Origin of the sequence: Mycobacterium europaeum (assembly GCF_002102155.1) — a bacterium.
In the GTDB taxonomy this organism is placed as follows: domain Bacteria; phylum Actinomycetota; class Actinomycetes; order Mycobacteriales; family Mycobacteriaceae; genus Mycobacterium; species Mycobacterium europaeum.
The window spans coordinates 13,855-28,237 of sequence record NZ_LQOU01000046.1; the positions used below are offsets into that span (position 1 = coordinate 13,855).

The 14,383-nt window shown below is 65.5% G+C and carries 15 protein-coding genes; 6 read left to right on the forward strand and 9 right to left on the reverse strand.

Annotated features, from left to right (window positions below):
- Positions 1 to 18 precede the first annotated feature (18 nt).
- The 4 genes from AWC03_RS21015 (at position 19) to AWC03_RS21030 (ending at position 3,459) form a co-directional block, all read left to right on the forward strand.
- Entirely contained in the window at positions 19 to 444 is a 426-nt protein-coding gene (locus AWC03_RS21015) for a hypothetical protein (protein ID WP_085242719.1), read from the forward strand.
- A gap of 158 nt (positions 445 to 602) precedes the next feature.
- Positions 603 to 1,445, forward strand: coding sequence for a hypothetical protein (locus AWC03_RS21020; protein WP_085242647.1), 843 nt, complete (start codon positions 603 to 605; stop codon positions 1,443 to 1,445).
- Complete coding sequence (locus AWC03_RS21025; protein ID WP_142278455.1) at positions 1,442 to 2,080, forward strand: twin-arginine translocation pathway signal; 639 nt, start codon at positions 1,442 to 1,444, stop codon at positions 2,078 to 2,080. The genes AWC03_RS21020 and AWC03_RS21025 overlap by 4 nt, the downstream gene beginning before the upstream one ends.
- A 107-nt stretch (positions 2,081 to 2,187) precedes the next feature.
- The gene (locus AWC03_RS21030; RefSeq protein WP_211279263.1) at positions 2,188 to 3,459 is read left to right on the forward strand and encodes an amidohydrolase family protein; all 1,272 of its coding nucleotides are present in this window, start codon (positions 2,188 to 2,190) and stop codon (positions 3,457 to 3,459) included.
- 232 nt (positions 3,460 to 3,691) lie between these two features.
- On the opposite strand, the gene AWC03_RS21035 is transcribed toward AWC03_RS21030, so the two are convergent.
- A complete protein-coding gene (locus tag AWC03_RS21035; RefSeq protein ID WP_085242649.1) occupies positions 3,692 to 4,180 on the reverse strand; it encodes a MarR family winged helix-turn-helix transcriptional regulator in 489 nt (162 codons plus the stop codon).
- A gap of 93 nt (positions 4,181 to 4,273) precedes the next feature.
- Between AWC03_RS21035 and AWC03_RS21040 the strand changes: the two genes are divergently transcribed.
- Together AWC03_RS21040 and AWC03_RS21045 are read left to right on the forward strand one after the other, a co-directional pair.
- The gene (locus AWC03_RS21040; protein WP_085242650.1) at positions 4,274 to 4,897 is read left to right on the forward strand and encodes an NADPH-dependent F420 reductase; all 624 of its coding nucleotides are present in this window, start codon (positions 4,274 to 4,276) and stop codon (positions 4,895 to 4,897) included.
- Between the two features lie 67 nt (positions 4,898 to 4,964).
- Complete coding sequence (locus tag AWC03_RS21045) at positions 4,965 to 5,864, forward strand: TIGR03619 family F420-dependent LLM class oxidoreductase (RefSeq protein ID WP_085242651.1); 900 nt, start codon at positions 4,965 to 4,967, stop codon at positions 5,862 to 5,864.
- 523 nt (positions 5,865 to 6,387) lie between these two features.
- Here the strand turns inward: AWC03_RS21045 and AWC03_RS21055 are convergent.
- The 8 genes from AWC03_RS21055 to AWC03_RS21090 form a co-directional block, all read right to left on the reverse strand.
- Positions 6,388 to 7,212 carry an enoyl-CoA hydratase/isomerase family protein gene (locus AWC03_RS21055; protein WP_085242652.1) on the reverse strand — a complete coding sequence of 275 codons (825 nt, stop codon included), beginning with the start codon at positions 7,210 to 7,212 and terminating at the stop codon, positions 6,388 to 6,390.
- Between the two features lie 48 nt (positions 7,213 to 7,260).
- Complete coding sequence (locus AWC03_RS21060) at positions 7,261 to 8,445, reverse strand: iron-containing alcohol dehydrogenase (protein WP_085242653.1); 1,185 nt, start codon at positions 8,443 to 8,445, stop codon at positions 7,261 to 7,263.
- Positions 8,446 to 8,483: 38 nt separating this feature from the next.
- Entirely contained in the window at positions 8,484 to 9,509 is a 1,026-nt protein-coding gene (locus AWC03_RS21065; protein WP_085242654.1) for a zinc-binding dehydrogenase, read from the reverse strand.
- Positions 9,510 to 9,746: 237 nt separating this feature from the next.
- The gene (locus AWC03_RS21070; RefSeq protein WP_085242655.1) at positions 9,747 to 10,337 is read right to left on the reverse strand and encodes a TetR/AcrR family transcriptional regulator; all 591 of its coding nucleotides are present in this window, start codon (positions 10,335 to 10,337) and stop codon (positions 9,747 to 9,749) included.
- 37 nt (positions 10,338 to 10,374) lie between these two features.
- Positions 10,375 to 11,529 carry a CaiB/BaiF CoA transferase family protein gene (locus AWC03_RS21075; RefSeq protein WP_158089989.1) on the reverse strand — a complete coding sequence of 385 codons (1,155 nt, stop codon included), beginning with the start codon at positions 11,527 to 11,529 and terminating at the stop codon, positions 10,375 to 10,377.
- Complete coding sequence (locus AWC03_RS21080) at positions 11,526 to 12,320, reverse strand: SDR family NAD(P)-dependent oxidoreductase (RefSeq protein ID WP_085242657.1); 795 nt, start codon at positions 12,318 to 12,320, stop codon at positions 11,526 to 11,528. The genes AWC03_RS21075 and AWC03_RS21080 overlap by 4 nt, the downstream gene beginning before the upstream one ends.
- 20 nt (positions 12,321 to 12,340) lie before the next feature.
- Positions 12,341 to 13,150 (reverse strand): enoyl-CoA hydratase/isomerase family protein, encoded by an 810-nt coding sequence (locus AWC03_RS21085; RefSeq protein ID WP_085242658.1) that lies wholly within the window; start codon positions 13,148 to 13,150, stop codon positions 12,341 to 12,343.
- A gap of 1 nt (position 13,151) precedes the next feature.
- Positions 13,152 to 14,336, reverse strand: a complete 1,185-nt coding sequence (locus AWC03_RS21090; RefSeq protein WP_085242659.1) for a thiolase family protein — start codon at positions 14,334 to 14,336, stop codon at positions 13,152 to 13,154.
- Between the last annotated feature and the right edge of the window lie 47 nt (positions 14,337 to 14,383).

The following is a 14,383-nucleotide window of genomic DNA, read 5'->3' on the forward strand; positions in this document are numbered from 1 at the left end:
GTGACCGTGGCGAACAATATGCTCAGGCGCCCCGCGCAGTCCCTCGCCGGGCTGGCCGCGACAATTCTCGTTGCGGCGGCCGCAGCCGCAACGCCGGTCACCCGCGCTGACGAGCCGGTGCTGCACCACGTCACCTACACCGTGACCGCGCAGCGCCGCGTCACCGCAGACATCTACTTCCGGGACGCCGATCCACCCGGCTGGGCCGAATATAGCCACGACCCCTACCAATTCAGTCCCAAGGTCGAGGCCGACGTGGGTCCAGGCACACGGTGGACGCGGGACGTCTGGTTGGCAACTCCCGATGAATGGGCCATGGTCATCGCCACCAGCGGGATGTCGCCGGCCACGCCGGACTTTCACTGCGAACTCGCCGTGGACGGGACAGTCGTGGCCACCAACAACGGCGCCAAAGGCGCGCTGTGTTCGGTGCGTCACTGGTAACTCGGCGGCCACCGGTACCCAGGTGAATGCTCACTGAGCGGGAACTACAGTCCACGACCGTTTCGCCGAGGCCTATCGTGTGCTCTATTAGCCGCTGGTATCAACCAACCGCCGGGTCGGCTTCCCTCATACCCGGTGGAAACGGAGAGAGGACGGCAATGCCCGCCACGAATTCATCCCCGAAACGTGACGCCGGCCCTCTCGATGTCACCTCAGAGCGGGCCGATGATGCAGACCTCATCGAAGCAGCGGAGGCAGCAGCTGCCGAAGCCGAAGCACTCGCTGCGGCTGCGCGCGCCCGCGTCCAGGCCATCCGGCAACGCCAACAGGCCGAAGCAACCGACACCGCATCGGCAGAAACCGCTGAGACCTCCGCCGACGATAGGGCAGCAACCCCCACTGACGAAATAACCTGCGCTGCAACCCTACTCGCCGATCCCGAGCGCACCTATGGCACCGAACCGCCTGATCAAGGCGGGGCGCCACCCCGACGGCGCAGGAAGACACACTTTCGCCGCCCGAAACTAACCACAATGGTGGCTGTCATCGGGATACTGAGCACCGCGGCGCTTCTCGCAGCAAGCGCGGTCATGGTCCGACACCACGATCAGCTGCTCAGCAAGCAACAACGGGGCGCGGAATTCACGGCTGCCGCGCGACAAGCCGTCGTCACCCTGATGTCGATTAGCGCCGACAGCGCTAAAGACGACGTACAGCGCATCATCGACAGCTCGACCGGCCAGTTCAGAGATGACTTCCGCGGCGCGGCCGACGAGTTCGTCAAAGCCGCGCAGACTGCGAAAGTCTCGACCAAGACAACTGTGCAAGCCGCGTGCCTCGAGTCCATGACCGAAGACACTGCGGTCGTGGCCGTTGCTGCCAGCTCCACGCTCACCAATACCGCCGGCGCCGCCGAGCAGCCACGCTCGTGGCGGTTGAGCGTCAAACTGGCCCGCGACGGTGGGAAAATCAAAATGTCGAGCATGGAGTTCATCCCATGACCATCGGACAGCTCGAAAACCAAAGCCTCACTGACCTTGAACTCGCCCTCGCAGTGGCCGGCGACGACCAGCGCGACGACATCACCGGTGACGATCAACGGACGACCGCGAACGACGCCACCAACAGTCGCCGCATCCGGATAGGAACCGCACTATCGCACTGGCCACTACTGATCGTCGGCCTGCTGTTGGTCGCGGCCACTATCGCAGCCGCCGCGCTGTACTTCGGTGAATATCGACACGACCAGCAAACCAACGACTCCACAGCCAAGTCGGTGATCAGTGCGGCAAGCGAGGGAACCGTCGCGCTGCTGTCGTATACGCCCGAGAAACTGGACAGTGACCTGGCCGGCGCAAAGTCACACCTGACCGGCGACTTCTTGACGTACTACGGCAAATTCGCCGACCAAATAGTGGCGCCCGCGGCCAAGCAGAAAGCCGTCAACACCCAAGCCGCGATCAAGCGCGCCGTCATCAGCGAATTGCACCCAGACACCGCCAGGGTATTGGTCTTCCTCGATCAAACCACAACAAGCAAGGATGCACCTGAGCCGGTTCAGACCGCCAGTAGCGTCATGGTTAGCTTAACCAAAGTCCGTGGTGCATGGCTTATTTCGGCATTCGATCCCATCTAGGATTGCCCTCACTCCACCCGGGCGGGATTGATTCCGCTGAACGAAACATTCAGCGTATCGGCTACGAGACAATGACCGGTGTCGCATTCTCATTGAGGAGATGATTGATGGCCACCCCTGAGACCCCGTCCCGCTACACTGTCATTTCTGCGGATACCCACGCCGGCGCCGACCTCCTCGAATACAAGCCGTATCTCCCGCAGGCTTTCCATGACGACTTCGACGCGTGGGCCAAGACGTATGCGAGTCCATTCGATGACTTGATCATCGCCACCGCGAAGCGCAACTGGGACCATGAGTTGCGTATCTCCGAAATGGACGCTGACGGGGTCGCAGCGGAGCTGTTGCTGCCCAACACTGTTCCTCCCTTCTTTCCGACATCCCCCAACATCACCATCTCGTTGCCCGAGAACCGAGCGGAATTCGAACACCGCTGGGCGGGCGTGCAGGCGCACAACCGATGGCAGGTCGATTTTTGTTCGCTGGCACCCGCACGCCGGCGAGGATTGATCCAGGTATTCCCCAACGACGTTGACGCCGCACTGGACGAAATCCGTTGGGGCAACGAGCAAGGCTGCTTTGGTGGAGTGTTGCTGCCCCCGGTATCGCCGGGCGACCCCAATGTCGCCCCGCTGTTCCACACTCGATATGAGCCGATTTGGCGGTTGTGCAGCGAACTGGATCTGACGATCGTGCAGCACGGCGGCCCCGGAAGTCCGGCAATGCCCATGGATCAGCCGGCATCCAACGCCGTGCTCATTACGGAAATGGCGTTGTGGGCACAGCGGACCCTGGGACATCTCATCCTGGCCGGGGTTTTCGAGCGTCACCCCACGCTGAGGTTCGCCCCCACCGAGCAGGGCACACTGTGGGTGCAGCAGCAACTGATGATGCTCGATGCGATGGTGCCGACGATGAAGTCCGAAGCCGGCAACCGCACGTACGGCATGTTCGGTGGTTCCTCGGTCGATGGGCTTACCCTCACGCCGAGTCAGTACGCCCAGCGGAACTGCTACCTGGCCAGCGAATTGGCGCCCTTCGAATCAGTCATGATCGATTTCATGGGTGCAGACCACATTCTGTGGGGAAGCGACTACCCGCACGAGGAGGGCTTCGCTCCGCAATCCAGGCTGGCCATCCGGTGGGCGCTACACAACAGATCGGAAAGCGAGTGCCGAAAAATTCTGGCGGAGAATGCGGCCCGGCTGTACCGATTCGACCTCGACGCGCTGGCACCGATTGCAGCCGAGATCGGGCCGACCGTGGCCGAAGTGCATACGCCCCTCGAAGACACCGGGTACCGCGCCCCAGCCGCATTCGGCTACCGCCCTTTCGAAGGCGGACTCGCGTTGAAGCGCCTCGCTCCCCAACGCCAGTAAACGCGGTCTCTCACGAGAATCTCAAAAGCCCAGTGCATAAAACTTGCCTGGGATTAGGCTCCGCGTCACCCGGTAGAGCGGTCTTGTGCAGTGCGCTGTTTCCGGCCTACTGCGGCGGTTGTCTCGGTGTTAGATCCAGAGTCGGACGTGGTGATGGGGGCCGCCCGGCACAACCGTTCGGTTCCAGGATCCGCCGTAGAGGTGAGCGCCTTTGATGTCTGTGCCTATGAAGTTATGAAGGCTCTTCTTTGGCGGCTTTGGCGGCGGAGTCTTCTGTGGCGAGATGGTGCAGGACGCGTTCGTTGAGGGCGGCGAGTATGTCGAGTTCAGCCGGGCTGAGCAGGTCGATGAAGTTCCGGCGGACATCCTCGACGTGGGCGGGCGCCGCCTTCTCGATGGCGGCGCGGCCAGCCGGTAGCAGGCAGACCATGGTGCTGCGGGCGTCGTCGGGGTTGGGCTCGCGGCGGATCAGCCCGCCATTCTGCATGCGCCGCACCTGATGGGAGACACGGCTCTTCTCCCAACCCAGGGCGTGGCACAGCTCGTGCGCGGGCATGCGGTCCCCGTCGTGACTCGAGAGCACCGCGAGGATCTCGTAGTCGGCCCCGGATAAGCCGGACTTCTGCAGGCCCCGACTCAGGTGCACGTCGAGCCGATGATGCGCGTGCTGGAAGGCGCGCCAGGCACGGTCTTCACGAGGGTTCAGCCAGTTCGGTTCCATCGAGCCCCACTCTACCCGATTGGTTGACATGTCATCCAACTGCCATTAAGGTGGACATGTCAACCTTTTCGACTCGTTCAGACGGAGACCCTCATGAGCAGCATCAGCATCATCGGCACGGGAAACATGGCCCGGGCCATCGGGGCGCTGGCGGTAGCGGGCGGCAACACCGTCGAGGTCATCGGCCGCGATCGGTCCAAGGCCGCCGACCTGGCCAAGGATCTCGGCGGCGGCGCCACGATTGGAGAGTTCGGCGCCGTCCCGGCCGGGGACATCGTCATCCTGTCCGTGCTGTACGCCAACGTCGTTCCGGTCGTCGCCCAGTACGGGGACGCCCTCGCGGGCAAGGTCATCGTCGAGATCAGCAACCCCTTCAATGCCGCGGCTGACGGGCTGGCCATCCCCGGTGACACGTCGATCGCGCAGGAAGTGGCCAAGGCCGCCCCGGCCAGCGCCAGCGTGGTGAAGGCGTTCAACACCATCTTCGGCGCGGTCCTGGCTCAGGGCCGGCCGCTCGACGTCTTCGTCGCCGGGGACGACGCGCGCGCCAAGGCGGGCGTGGCGGAGTTCATCGAGAGCCTCGGGCTGCGCCCGCTGGATGTCGGCGGCCTGCACATGGCGCACTGGCTGGAAGGAACGGGCCTCGTCATGATGGGTCTTGCCCGTCACGGGGTGGGGAATTTCGATTTCGCCCTCGGCGCCGTCGTTCCGGCCTGAGCCGCGTTGACGACCGGGGCGCCTTGTGCCCCGACAATGGTTGATGGATCACCGAAAGGAACTCCTAATGAAGCTTGGTTTCGCAATTCCGATGGTCGGGCCCGCCGTCAGCGGCGCCGCTGGTCTGGGCGTGTTCTGTCGCGGACTCGAGGATCTGGGCTACGACACGCTGTGGGTCGGCGATCGGCTGGTCACGCCGGTTGCTATGCACAGCACCTATCCGGGCAAAGAGCAGCCGTACCCGCCGCAGATGACCCGTTACCTCGATCCGGTGCTGCTGTGGACGGTCGCCGCGACGGCGACCACCCGGATCCGGCTGAACTCCAGCACGCTCAGCACGTTCTATTACGAGCCGCCGCACCTGGCCCGCCTGCTGACCACGCTCGACGTGCTCAGCGGCGGCCGCCTGGACGTGGGCGTGGGAATCGGATGGATGAAGGACGAGCACGACGTCGCCCGCGGCGCGGACTGGAGCCGGCGCGGGAAGATGCTCGATGACCTGCTGGCGTTCCTGCGCGAGTGGTGGACGACCACCCCGGTGAGCTGGGAGAGCGAGTTCTTCTCGCTGCCGCCGGTCCATGCCGACCTGCGCCCGGTCCAGCCCGGCGGCCCGCCCATCTGGATCGGCGGTGCCAGCGAGGCCGCCATGCGCCGGGTCGGCCGCAGCGGCACCGGCTGGCTCGGGGTCGAGGGACTGCAGGCCGAGGTCACCGACCACCTGTGGTCGGTCGCGCGTCGTGCGGCCCAGGACGCCGGCCGTGACCCCGACGCGCTGAGGACGGCCATGCGGATCAACCTCGAATCGGGCACGTCGGTGGACTCGGTTGCCGACAGGCTCGAGCGGCTCGCCGGGTCCGGTGTCGATGAGGCGATTGTGGATGCCTTCGCGATGTTCCCCAGCCTTGACCAGATGCTCGACTTCGCCGGCCAGGTAATCGCCCGATGGAGTGGTCATCGGAAAGCTTGACGGCAAGGCGGCGGTGACCACGGTTGGATCAAGCGGTATGCCGCACCGCCGGTGCCACGTTGTCCGTGGACGAGGAAGCTCACGTTTTCGTCTCGGGTCGGCGGCAGGAAGCCATCAAGCCGGTCGGCCGGAATATGATTGGCGTGCAGGCGGATTCGGCGCGGTCAAGCGGAAAAAGGGACGCCGTCGACGTGCTGTGGGGTAGCGCCGGGACGGGCGAGCACCAGTTGTCACTTCGAGGAGACGGGGTGCCAATAGCGTGCACGAAGGCCAGCGAACGGTATCACTTCCGCAGACACGGTTTGTGCGCAAGTTCTTGGTTCCAGGACCTGCCGTAAACTTAAGAAACACGCTGCCGGCAATCTCCCGAGAATTCCACAAACCCACAGTTAGAGACATGTCCTCTCATGACCGAAGGGGAATTGCAGCGGCCCCCACCCAACCATCACGGTCGTGTTCAACATGCATCACGTTGCGGCTTGGTCGAGCGCAGTCATGATGTTAAACGCCCTCTTGCTCTACGCTATCGCCGTTCTGCGCCAACAGAGTCTTCGAAGACCGGAGGCCGTTTCTCGGAGAATACGCGCACACCTTCGAGGCCGTCGGGAGTGGCGCCAAGCCGAGAGATGTTGTGCGCCTCCACATCAAGGTGCGCGAACAAGTCGGTCGTCATGCTTGACCGGATCAGTCGCTTGGTGGTGGCAAGGGATTCTCGCGACATTGACGCGAGAAGCGCGGTAACCTGGTCCACCGTTTGGTCGATGCCGGCATTCGAGTCACTCACCGGCCCCACAAGTCCGGTGCGCTCCGCCTCATCGACTCCCACCGTCCGGTTGGTTAGCGTCATTTCCAACGCTCGGCCCAGGCCGACACGCTGAGTCAAGAACCATGACCCACCACAGTCCGGAGACAGTCCGACGCCGGTGTAGGCCATTTTGAATTTCGTTGCCGGGGACCCGATGACGATGTCTCCGACCAAAGCCAGCCCGACTCCGCCGCCGGCAGCTACGCCATCGACGACGGTGACAATGGGAACCGGCGCCGTCACAAGAATTTTGATGGCTTCATGGATCGACCCGGCAACGTAGTTGAGCTCGGCGGCCATGTTCGCCACGCTGGTGAAGTGAACGAGATCGCCGCCGACACAGAACCCGAACCCTTCGTTGCGTAGGACTGCCACTCGCAGCCGACCAGCCTTAGCGTCGGCCACCACCCGATCCGCCCATGCCACCAACGAATCCGCGAGAAGGCGGTCGATCCCGTTGCCCACGTCACCACGGCATAGCGTCGCGGTCATGACGGCCCCCCGCTGCCTGATTCGAATACGTTCGTCGCTCACAGCGTGCATCAGCCTCTCCGTCTCTCGGGTCGTCTTTGAGTAGGTGGGTAGCGCCCGTCACCATGCCGCGTCGAGGAGCGCGAGGATGTCTTGTTTGCCGACAGGTCGTCGGCTTGCTGCGACGGCGGCATCGCCCATGATGTGCTCGGCCAAGTCGGCCAATCCTTCGCGGGTGCCTCCGGCTGCCGAGATGGTGTTGGTGACGCCGAGGCGGGTGACCAGGTCCCGAACGGCCGAGATGGCTTGCTGCGCAGCAGAAGCGTCGTCTAAGTCGCGTGTGTCGCGCCCCAGCGCGTCGGCGATGCGGCGCAGTTGCGGCGCGGTGAGCGCGGCATTGAACTCCATGACGTGCGGCAACATGATGGCCGAAGTGACGCCGTGGGTGATGTCGAATTGCGCGGCGAGCTGATGCCCGATCCCGTGCGACAGACCCATGCCGACGTTGGTGGCGCCGAAGATCGACAGCCAGCTGGCCAGCAAACAGTTGGTGCGCGACTGCGCGTCGTGGGGATTTTTGGTGCTGTGCTCGAGGTTGGCGGCCAATAGGCGCAGTGCCTCGAGTCCGAGGGCGTCCGCCATGGGCATGCTCCTCGCCGAAAGTATTCCCTCCACTGCGTGGTCGATGGCGCGGACCCCCGATGCCGCCCAGAGCCAAGGGGGGGTGCGTGCCGCTACTTCGGGGTCGAGGATGACCGACTTCGGTGTAAGGGTTGGCGCCGTGTAGGCGTGCTTTGTGTGGGTGATCTCGTCGGTGACGCCCGCCAGCCCGGTGTGTTCGCCGCCGGAAAGGGTGGTCGGAACCGCGACGTGCGGGATGGCGTGTCCGGGGATGGCGGGGACGTCGTACACATCTGGATAGGTGAAGCGAATTCGGTACTTCTCGAAATCGTCGGGTGTCGTGATGCCGGTAGCCAGGCACATCGCGACGGCTTTGGCGCAGTCGATGGGTGTTCCGCCTCCGATGCTGATCAAGCTGTCAGCACCGCCGTCACGCGCCATCGCGGCGGCCTCGAGCACGGCCGCCCTCGGTACGTGCTGGGGAATGCTGGCATAGACCCCGACCAGGGCGTCGCCGAACTGAGCTCGAAGCGCTTGGGCGACATCGGTTGCCGCCAACGATCCCGACATGATGGCGGCGGGCCGGCGCCCTCCCTGCGCGCGGACAGTATCGCCCAGTGCGTCGAATGCCCCCTCGCCGTAGGTGATTCCCTCGACCTTGGGAACGGTGAATGTGCGTGCCATGGTGTACTCCCGATGTGCCGTGGTGTGGTGCCGAGTGACTATGCCGGTGCCGCGATGTCGACGACGACGTTTCCCGCGCCCGTCCCGGCCTCGACGGCTTCGTGGGCTGCGGCGGTGTTCTGCAGGCAGAAGCGGCGCCCTATCCGTGGGGTCAGGTCGCCGGCGGCGATCCAGCGATTGAGATCGTCTGCGGCGAGCCGATGTTCGTGGTGCGGGAGGTTGTAGAGCAGCACGTTGCGTAGGTTGACGCTTTTGTTCATCAGGCGCCACAGCGGCAGCTTCGGTGCGTGACCGGAGTCGGTCGCATAGACGGCGATGGTGCCGTTCGTCGCGATCACCCGGCTGTCGGTGTCGATGTTGGCCGCGGCGTCCACTTCGACGATCCGGTCGAATCCGTGGCCGTCGGTCAGCTCCAGGAGTTCGTCGGCGATACGGTCGGAGCGGTAGTCGATGACATGATCGCATCCCGCATCGAGCGCGACCTTGCGGTTCTCTTCGCGGCCAACGGTTCCGATGACTCGGGCGCCGCTGAGCCGGGCCTGTTGTACGGCTGAGTGACCGACCGAGCCTGCCGCACCCGCTACCAGCACCGTGGCGCCGTCGATGGGCCCGTCGGTGAACAGGCATCGATGCGCGGTCCTGCCGGGGATGCCCAGGGACGCTCCTGTTGCGAAGTCGACACTCGCCGGCAGCGGCTCGACCTTGATGTCTGGAACGCAGACGTATTCGGCCGCCGTCCCGGTCTGTCGTCCGAGTCGTGCGTCGAACACCCAGACGCGGTCGCCTTTGTGCACACCCGCCACGCCGGGTCCGACCGCGTCGACGACCCCGGCGCCGTCGTCGTGGGGAATGAGGTAAGGGGTGTCCAGCGTAATCCGGCCCCATCCCGAACGCCGTTTGACATCAGCGGGATTCACGCCGGAGGCATGGACGCGGACACGGACTTCTCTGTAGCCCGGCTCGGGGACGGGCAGATCCACTTGTTCGAGCACTTCCCTGGCTGGACCGGTTCTCGTGTACCGCACCGCGCGCATATGTTGTCTCCATCGCCACCGTTCGTCCATTCTATCTTTACTAATCAGTAAGTATTAATCAAGCGAGCGCTCACCCGATCGGTGCGCATTTCGGGCGGCGGTTTCGAACTTATCGGGTGGCCGCCACAGCCGATCCGCACGAACCTCGAATTAATCCTGGGCGCCCGCCTCTACCGGGCCATCAGGCACGGCAACAGCGAGTGCTGTTCTACGCCCGGGATGTTGCCTCAAGGATCGCCCAGCGCGGACCGGCCCGAGGAACGGCGGCTATTCGAAGACGCTCCCGAACAGCAACCAGATCTGTTCTGCCAGGCGTTCTGGCGAGGTGCTGCCCTCGGGGTCATACCACCGATACAGCGTCGCCAGCATCGATTCGAGCAGGTTGGCCGCGATACGGGTGTCGACGTCCGGGCGCTTTCGTTTCGAGCCGGCGCGTGCGGCGAGGCATTCGTCGAGTAGCGAGGCGAATTCCTTCGTTTGCTGATGGGCCCAGCTGCGGAACGTCTTTCGTGCCGCGTCCGAGAGTTCGGCCTCCTCGCTGAAAACGATCGCGTAAAACGTTCTGTTCGCCGACGACGCCTGGATGTGGGCCATGATCGTCTTCCGGAGGCGCTCCACCGGGTCGTCGGCAGCGGACTGGACGCTGCGTAGTTCCTCTTCCAGTTTCATGGTCATCTCATCGACCATGAGATCGAGAAGCTGTTGCTTGGTGCGGGTGTACTTGTACACCGTCGGCCGGGATATACCGGCGGCCAGGGCGATGTCGTCGATGGTGGAGTTGCGGTAGCCCTTTTCCCGGAATGTTTTCGCGGCGGCTGACACCAGCGCTTGCGTATCGGTTGCGCGTTCCCTGGCCATCAACCCTCCGATGGATCGGATCGGTAATATTACCCAGTCAATATAGAGCTTGGATCGGGCTCTCGGGCGTTGCGGCGAGTCGATCGACCACCTCGGGTGGCACACCGGCTTCTCGGAGAATCTCGGCGGTGTGCTCGCCGAGGCGTGGGGTCCCCCGTGTGGGCCCGTGGGGCACACCGTCGACGATCAAGGGCTGCCGGACGAAAGACCTCTCACCGTCCGGGGTCGCGACTGACTGAATCATCTGTCGGGCCAGGGTGTTCGGGTCACCGAGCACATCGGCCAGTGTGCTCACCCGGCCGTAGGGCACGCCGGCCGCTAGCAGGACCTTGTCCCAGTGGTCGGCCGGTGAGGCGAGGATCCGCGCCGCGATCAGGCCGCGCAGACGTTCGCGTTCCCCGATGCGCTCCGCGGCCGAAATGGCACCGATTTCAGGCAGGTCCAACGCCACGCAGAGGGCCATCCAGAAGTGGTCCTCGAAGGCGATGCTCAACGAGATCCATTCGCCGTCGGCCGTGGCGAACAGGCCGTACCCGGGGTCGAGGCCCAGAGTGTCGGGCGGCTGACCATTGGCCGACGGGACCAGCCGTGTCGCCGCCAACGTCAACAGCGTGTCCAACATCGCGACGTCGTAATGGCCGCCGCGGCCGGTCTTCTGGGCCGCGACGACACCGGTGAGCGCGGCGAACGCGGCGAACATCCCGGCGCTCAGATCCGCGAGCGCCAACACCGGCGGGTGCGGGGCCGCCTCGGAATCGAGCAGCCCGGCCATCGCCTGGAAACTCAGGTCGTGCGCCGGATGATTCCGCAACGGGCTCTCCTGACCGAAACCGGAGACCGACACGTAGACCAGGCGTGGATGTCGGCGCAGGAGTTCGTCGGGCCCGAAGCCGAGTCGGGAGAGCACACCCGGTCGGAAACCTTCCAGCAATACGTCCGCGTGACTGACGAGCCGGCCGAATGCGTCCGCGCCGTCGGCATCCTTGAGATCCAGGGCCACCGAGCGCTTGCCGCGGTTGAGCGCGTCGTAGTGGCCGGGGAACGCACGTGACGGGTCGCCCCCGTTCGGGCGTTCGACCTGGACGACGTCAGCACCGAGGTCGCTCAGCAGCAGCGTGGCGAACGGGCCGGGAAACTGCTCGGCGAGGCTGACGACACGGATGCCCGCCAGGGGCGCATCGGGGGTGGTCATGCCGAGACGGCGTAGCCGCCGTTGACCGGGTAGGTCTGGCCGGTGATCCATTCGCCGGCAGACGAGGCGAGGAACACCACCAGGCGCGCGGGATCGTCGGGCTCGCCGAAGCGCCTGACCACGTAGGAGCGCAATGCCTTCTTGGCCACGTCGGGGTTCTCCAGGGCGGTCGCCACCCCCGGGGTGTTGATTCCGGACAGGGCAACGCAATTCACCGTGATCCCGTAGCGGCCCACGGCCTTGGCAAGGCCGCGGGAGAAGCCCGCGGCGCCGGCCTTGGCGCCGCCGTACACCACGAGATTGGGTTCACCGATGCGGCCTGCATCGGAGATGACGGTGATGATGCGCCCATACTGCCTGTCGACCATCCCGGGCAGCACCGCGCGAGAGGCGTTGAGCACGCCGAAGAAATTCGTCCCGATCCACGGCCCCCAGTCCTCGGGGCCGGTTTCCCAGAAGGGCGGTGCGGGTGCCATCGGGTCTTCGGCCGGCCCAGCGTTTCCCGCGTTGTTGACCAAGACGTCGATGGCGCCCAACTCGCCGGATGCCCTGCGCGCCATCTCCATCACCGCGTCGAATCGGGTGACGTCGCACTGGATCGGCAGTGCGGTGCCGCCACCGCACTCGATCTCCGCGGCGACCGCCTTCGCCCGCTCCTCGTGGAAGTCGTTGACTACCAACGCCGCGCCCTGTTTGGCGCAGTGCAACGCGACCGCACGCCCGACGCCCTGCCCGGCCCCGGTGACGAGCACGACGCGGCCGGACAAGCTCAGGAAGTTTTCCTCAGTCATAGGATGTGGCTCTCTTTCCGTTATCGTCCAACGTATTTCGGCGGGCGCTTCTCGTTGAATGCTGCGAGGCCTTCGCGCCAGTCGGCTGAGGTCTCGTGCAGGGCGGACTGCTCGAGCTCGATCGTCAGTCCGACGTCCGGTGGTACCTGCAGGGCGGCATTGGCGAGCATCTTCATCCGCGCCAGGCCCACGGGGCTCTTGGTCGCGATCTGCGCGGCGATCGCCTCCACCTCGGGTTCGAGCCGGTCGTCGTCGACGACGGCGACGAGCAGATCGGTGCCCTCGAACCGTTCCGCGGGATGGAGCTCGCCGGTGAACATCAGATGTTTGGTTCGGGACAGTCCGAGTCGACGTGTCAGACGGACCGAGGCGCCGCCTCCGGGGATCTGGCCGTAGGTGGCATGGCCGTCGCCGATGCGTGCGGAGCGGGAGGCGAGCGCCATGTCGCAGCACAGGACCAGTTCCAGGCCACCCCCGACGGTGATCCCCTGGATGGCGGCGATGGTGGGCATCTCGACGGCCTCGAGCCGGTCGAACAGCTCGCGGACGCGGCGCAGAAAGAGTTGACCGGGGCTGTAACGACCGGGCGGCCGCTCTTGGGCCGCCAGGGACCGCGCGTACGCCAGGTCGGCGCCCGCGCAGAACGCGCGTCCTGATGCCGCGATGACGATGCAGCGGGTGCCGGGGTCGCCGGCGGCCTGATCCAGACCGCGGTGCAGCCCGTCAAGAATTTCCTGATTCAGCCCGTTCATCGCGGCGGGCCGGTTCAAGCGCAGCCATAGCGCGCTGTCACGCCGTTCGACCAGCACCGCATCACTGCCAGTAGCCATGTCAGTCCCTGCTCAAGATGGTGACCGCGCAGGCGGCGGCTTCGGGATGGCTGTAGCCCCCGGCGTTTTCGGCGAGGGCCCGGCGTGCGCCACTGACCTGGCGGTCGCCGGCACGCCCGCGCAGTTGGGTCACGAGTTCGACGATTTGAGCCGCGCCGGTCGCGCCGACCGGATGTCCCTTGGACACCAGCCCGCCGCTGGTGTTGACCGGCAGGTCCCCGCCGAGGGCGGTCGCGCCGCTGCGGGCGAGTTTCGGGCCTTCGCCGGGGGCGCACAGACCGAGCTCTTCGTAGAGGATCAATTCGTTCGGCGATGCGGCGTCGTGCAGCTCGACGACGTCGAGCTCGTCGGGCCCGAAACCCGCCTGCTCGTAGGCGGCCTCGGCGGTGCGGCGTTCCAGGGTCTGGCTGCCGCCACCGGGTATGCCCGTGCGTACCACCGACGCCCGCACCCGCACGGCGTCGGGGGACTCGGTGTCGTCGGTCGCGCGCAGCACCAGCGCCGCGGCGCCGTCGGCGACCGGCGAGCACATCAGCATGGTCAGTGGGTCGGCGATGAGCCGGCTGGCCAGCACCTCGTCGGGGGTCCGTCGAGTTCGGTACTGCGCGTGCGGGTTGAGCGCGGCATGACCGGAGTTCTTCGCGGCGGTCGATGCGAAGTCCAGCGGGGTGGCTCCGGAGCGGGCCATGTAGTCGCGGGTTTCCTGCGCGTAGATCTCCATGAAGAAGGACTCGGCGCCGTCCGTGCGGCCGGTCAGCTCCCGGTTGAACTCCTCGATCCGGTCGACGTCCGCCGCCGTGGCCAGTGCATCCAGGACCGCGCGGGTGCCGCGGCCGCTCATCTTCTCGTTCCCCACGACCAGGACGGTGCGGTACATGCCCGACAGGATCGCGGCCGTGGCCAGGTGCAGAGCCGTCGAGCTGCTCGCGCAGGCGTTTTCGACATTGACCAGGGGGGCCCCGGCCAATGCGGTCCCGGAGACGACGACCTGTCCCCGGGTCATCTCCTGCCCCGTCAGCAAACCCCCGGCGGCGTTGGCGTGGACGACGAGGTCGATGTCCCCCTCGGCCACGCCGGCGTCGGTGAGAGCTTCGGCGATCGCCGCCGTCCCGAGATCGCGCAGCGACCGGTCGGGGAACTTGCCGAACGGCGTCATCCCCACGCCGACGATGCTCACGGTGTCCATACGGCCTCCGAACTGGCAATTTGTATTAAGTCGACATTCACTATTGC

What these genes read in the sequence shown, in the direction of transcription:
- AWC03_RS21075 (WP_158089989.1), bottom strand. Translation starts at nt 11,529, where the DNA reads ATGACCACCCCCGATGCGCCCCTGGCGGGCATCCGTGTCGTCAGCCTC.
- AWC03_RS21030 (WP_211279263.1), top strand. Translation starts at nt 2,188, where the DNA reads ATGGCCACCCCTGAGACCCCGTCCCGCTACACTGTCATTTCTGCGGAT.
- AWC03_RS21035 (WP_085242649.1), bottom strand. Translation starts at nt 4,180, where the DNA reads ATGGAACCGAACTGGCTGAACCCTCGTGAAGACCGTGCCTGGCGCGCC.
- AWC03_RS21015 (WP_085242719.1), top strand. Translation starts at nt 19, where the DNA reads ATGCTCAGGCGCCCCGCGCAGTCCCTCGCCGGGCTGGCCGCGACAATT.
- AWC03_RS21020 (WP_085242647.1), top strand. Translation starts at nt 603, where the DNA reads ATGCCCGCCACGAATTCATCCCCGAAACGTGACGCCGGCCCTCTCGAT.
- AWC03_RS21065 (WP_085242654.1), bottom strand. Translation starts at nt 9,509, where the DNA reads ATGGACGAACGGTGGCGATGGAGACAACATATGCGCGCGGTGCGGTAC.
- AWC03_RS21085 (WP_085242658.1), bottom strand. Translation starts at nt 13,150, where the DNA reads ATGGCTACTGGCAGTGATGCGGTGCTGGTCGAACGGCGTGACAGCGCG.
- AWC03_RS21070 (WP_085242655.1), bottom strand. Translation starts at nt 10,337, where the DNA reads ATGGCCAGGGAACGCGCAACCGATACGCAAGCGCTGGTGTCAGCCGCC.
- AWC03_RS21090 (WP_085242659.1), bottom strand. Translation starts at nt 14,336, where the DNA reads ATGGACACCGTGAGCATCGTCGGCGTGGGGATGACGCCGTTCGGCAAG.
- AWC03_RS21040 (WP_085242650.1), top strand. Translation starts at nt 4,274, where the DNA reads ATGAGCAGCATCAGCATCATCGGCACGGGAAACATGGCCCGGGCCATC.
- AWC03_RS21045 (WP_085242651.1), top strand. Translation starts at nt 4,965, where the DNA reads ATGAAGCTTGGTTTCGCAATTCCGATGGTCGGGCCCGCCGTCAGCGGC.
- AWC03_RS21060 (WP_085242653.1), bottom strand. Translation starts at nt 8,445, where the DNA reads ATGGCACGCACATTCACCGTTCCCAAGGTCGAGGGAATCACCTACGGC.
- AWC03_RS21025 (WP_142278455.1), top strand. Translation starts at nt 1,442, where the DNA reads ATGACCATCGGACAGCTCGAAAACCAAAGCCTCACTGACCTTGAACTC.
- AWC03_RS21055 (WP_085242652.1), bottom strand. Translation starts at nt 7,212, where the DNA reads ATGCACGCTGTGAGCGACGAACGTATTCGAATCAGGCAGCGGGGGGCC.
- AWC03_RS21080 (WP_085242657.1), bottom strand. Translation starts at nt 12,320, where the DNA reads ATGACTGAGGAAAACTTCCTGAGCTTGTCCGGCCGCGTCGTGCTCGTC.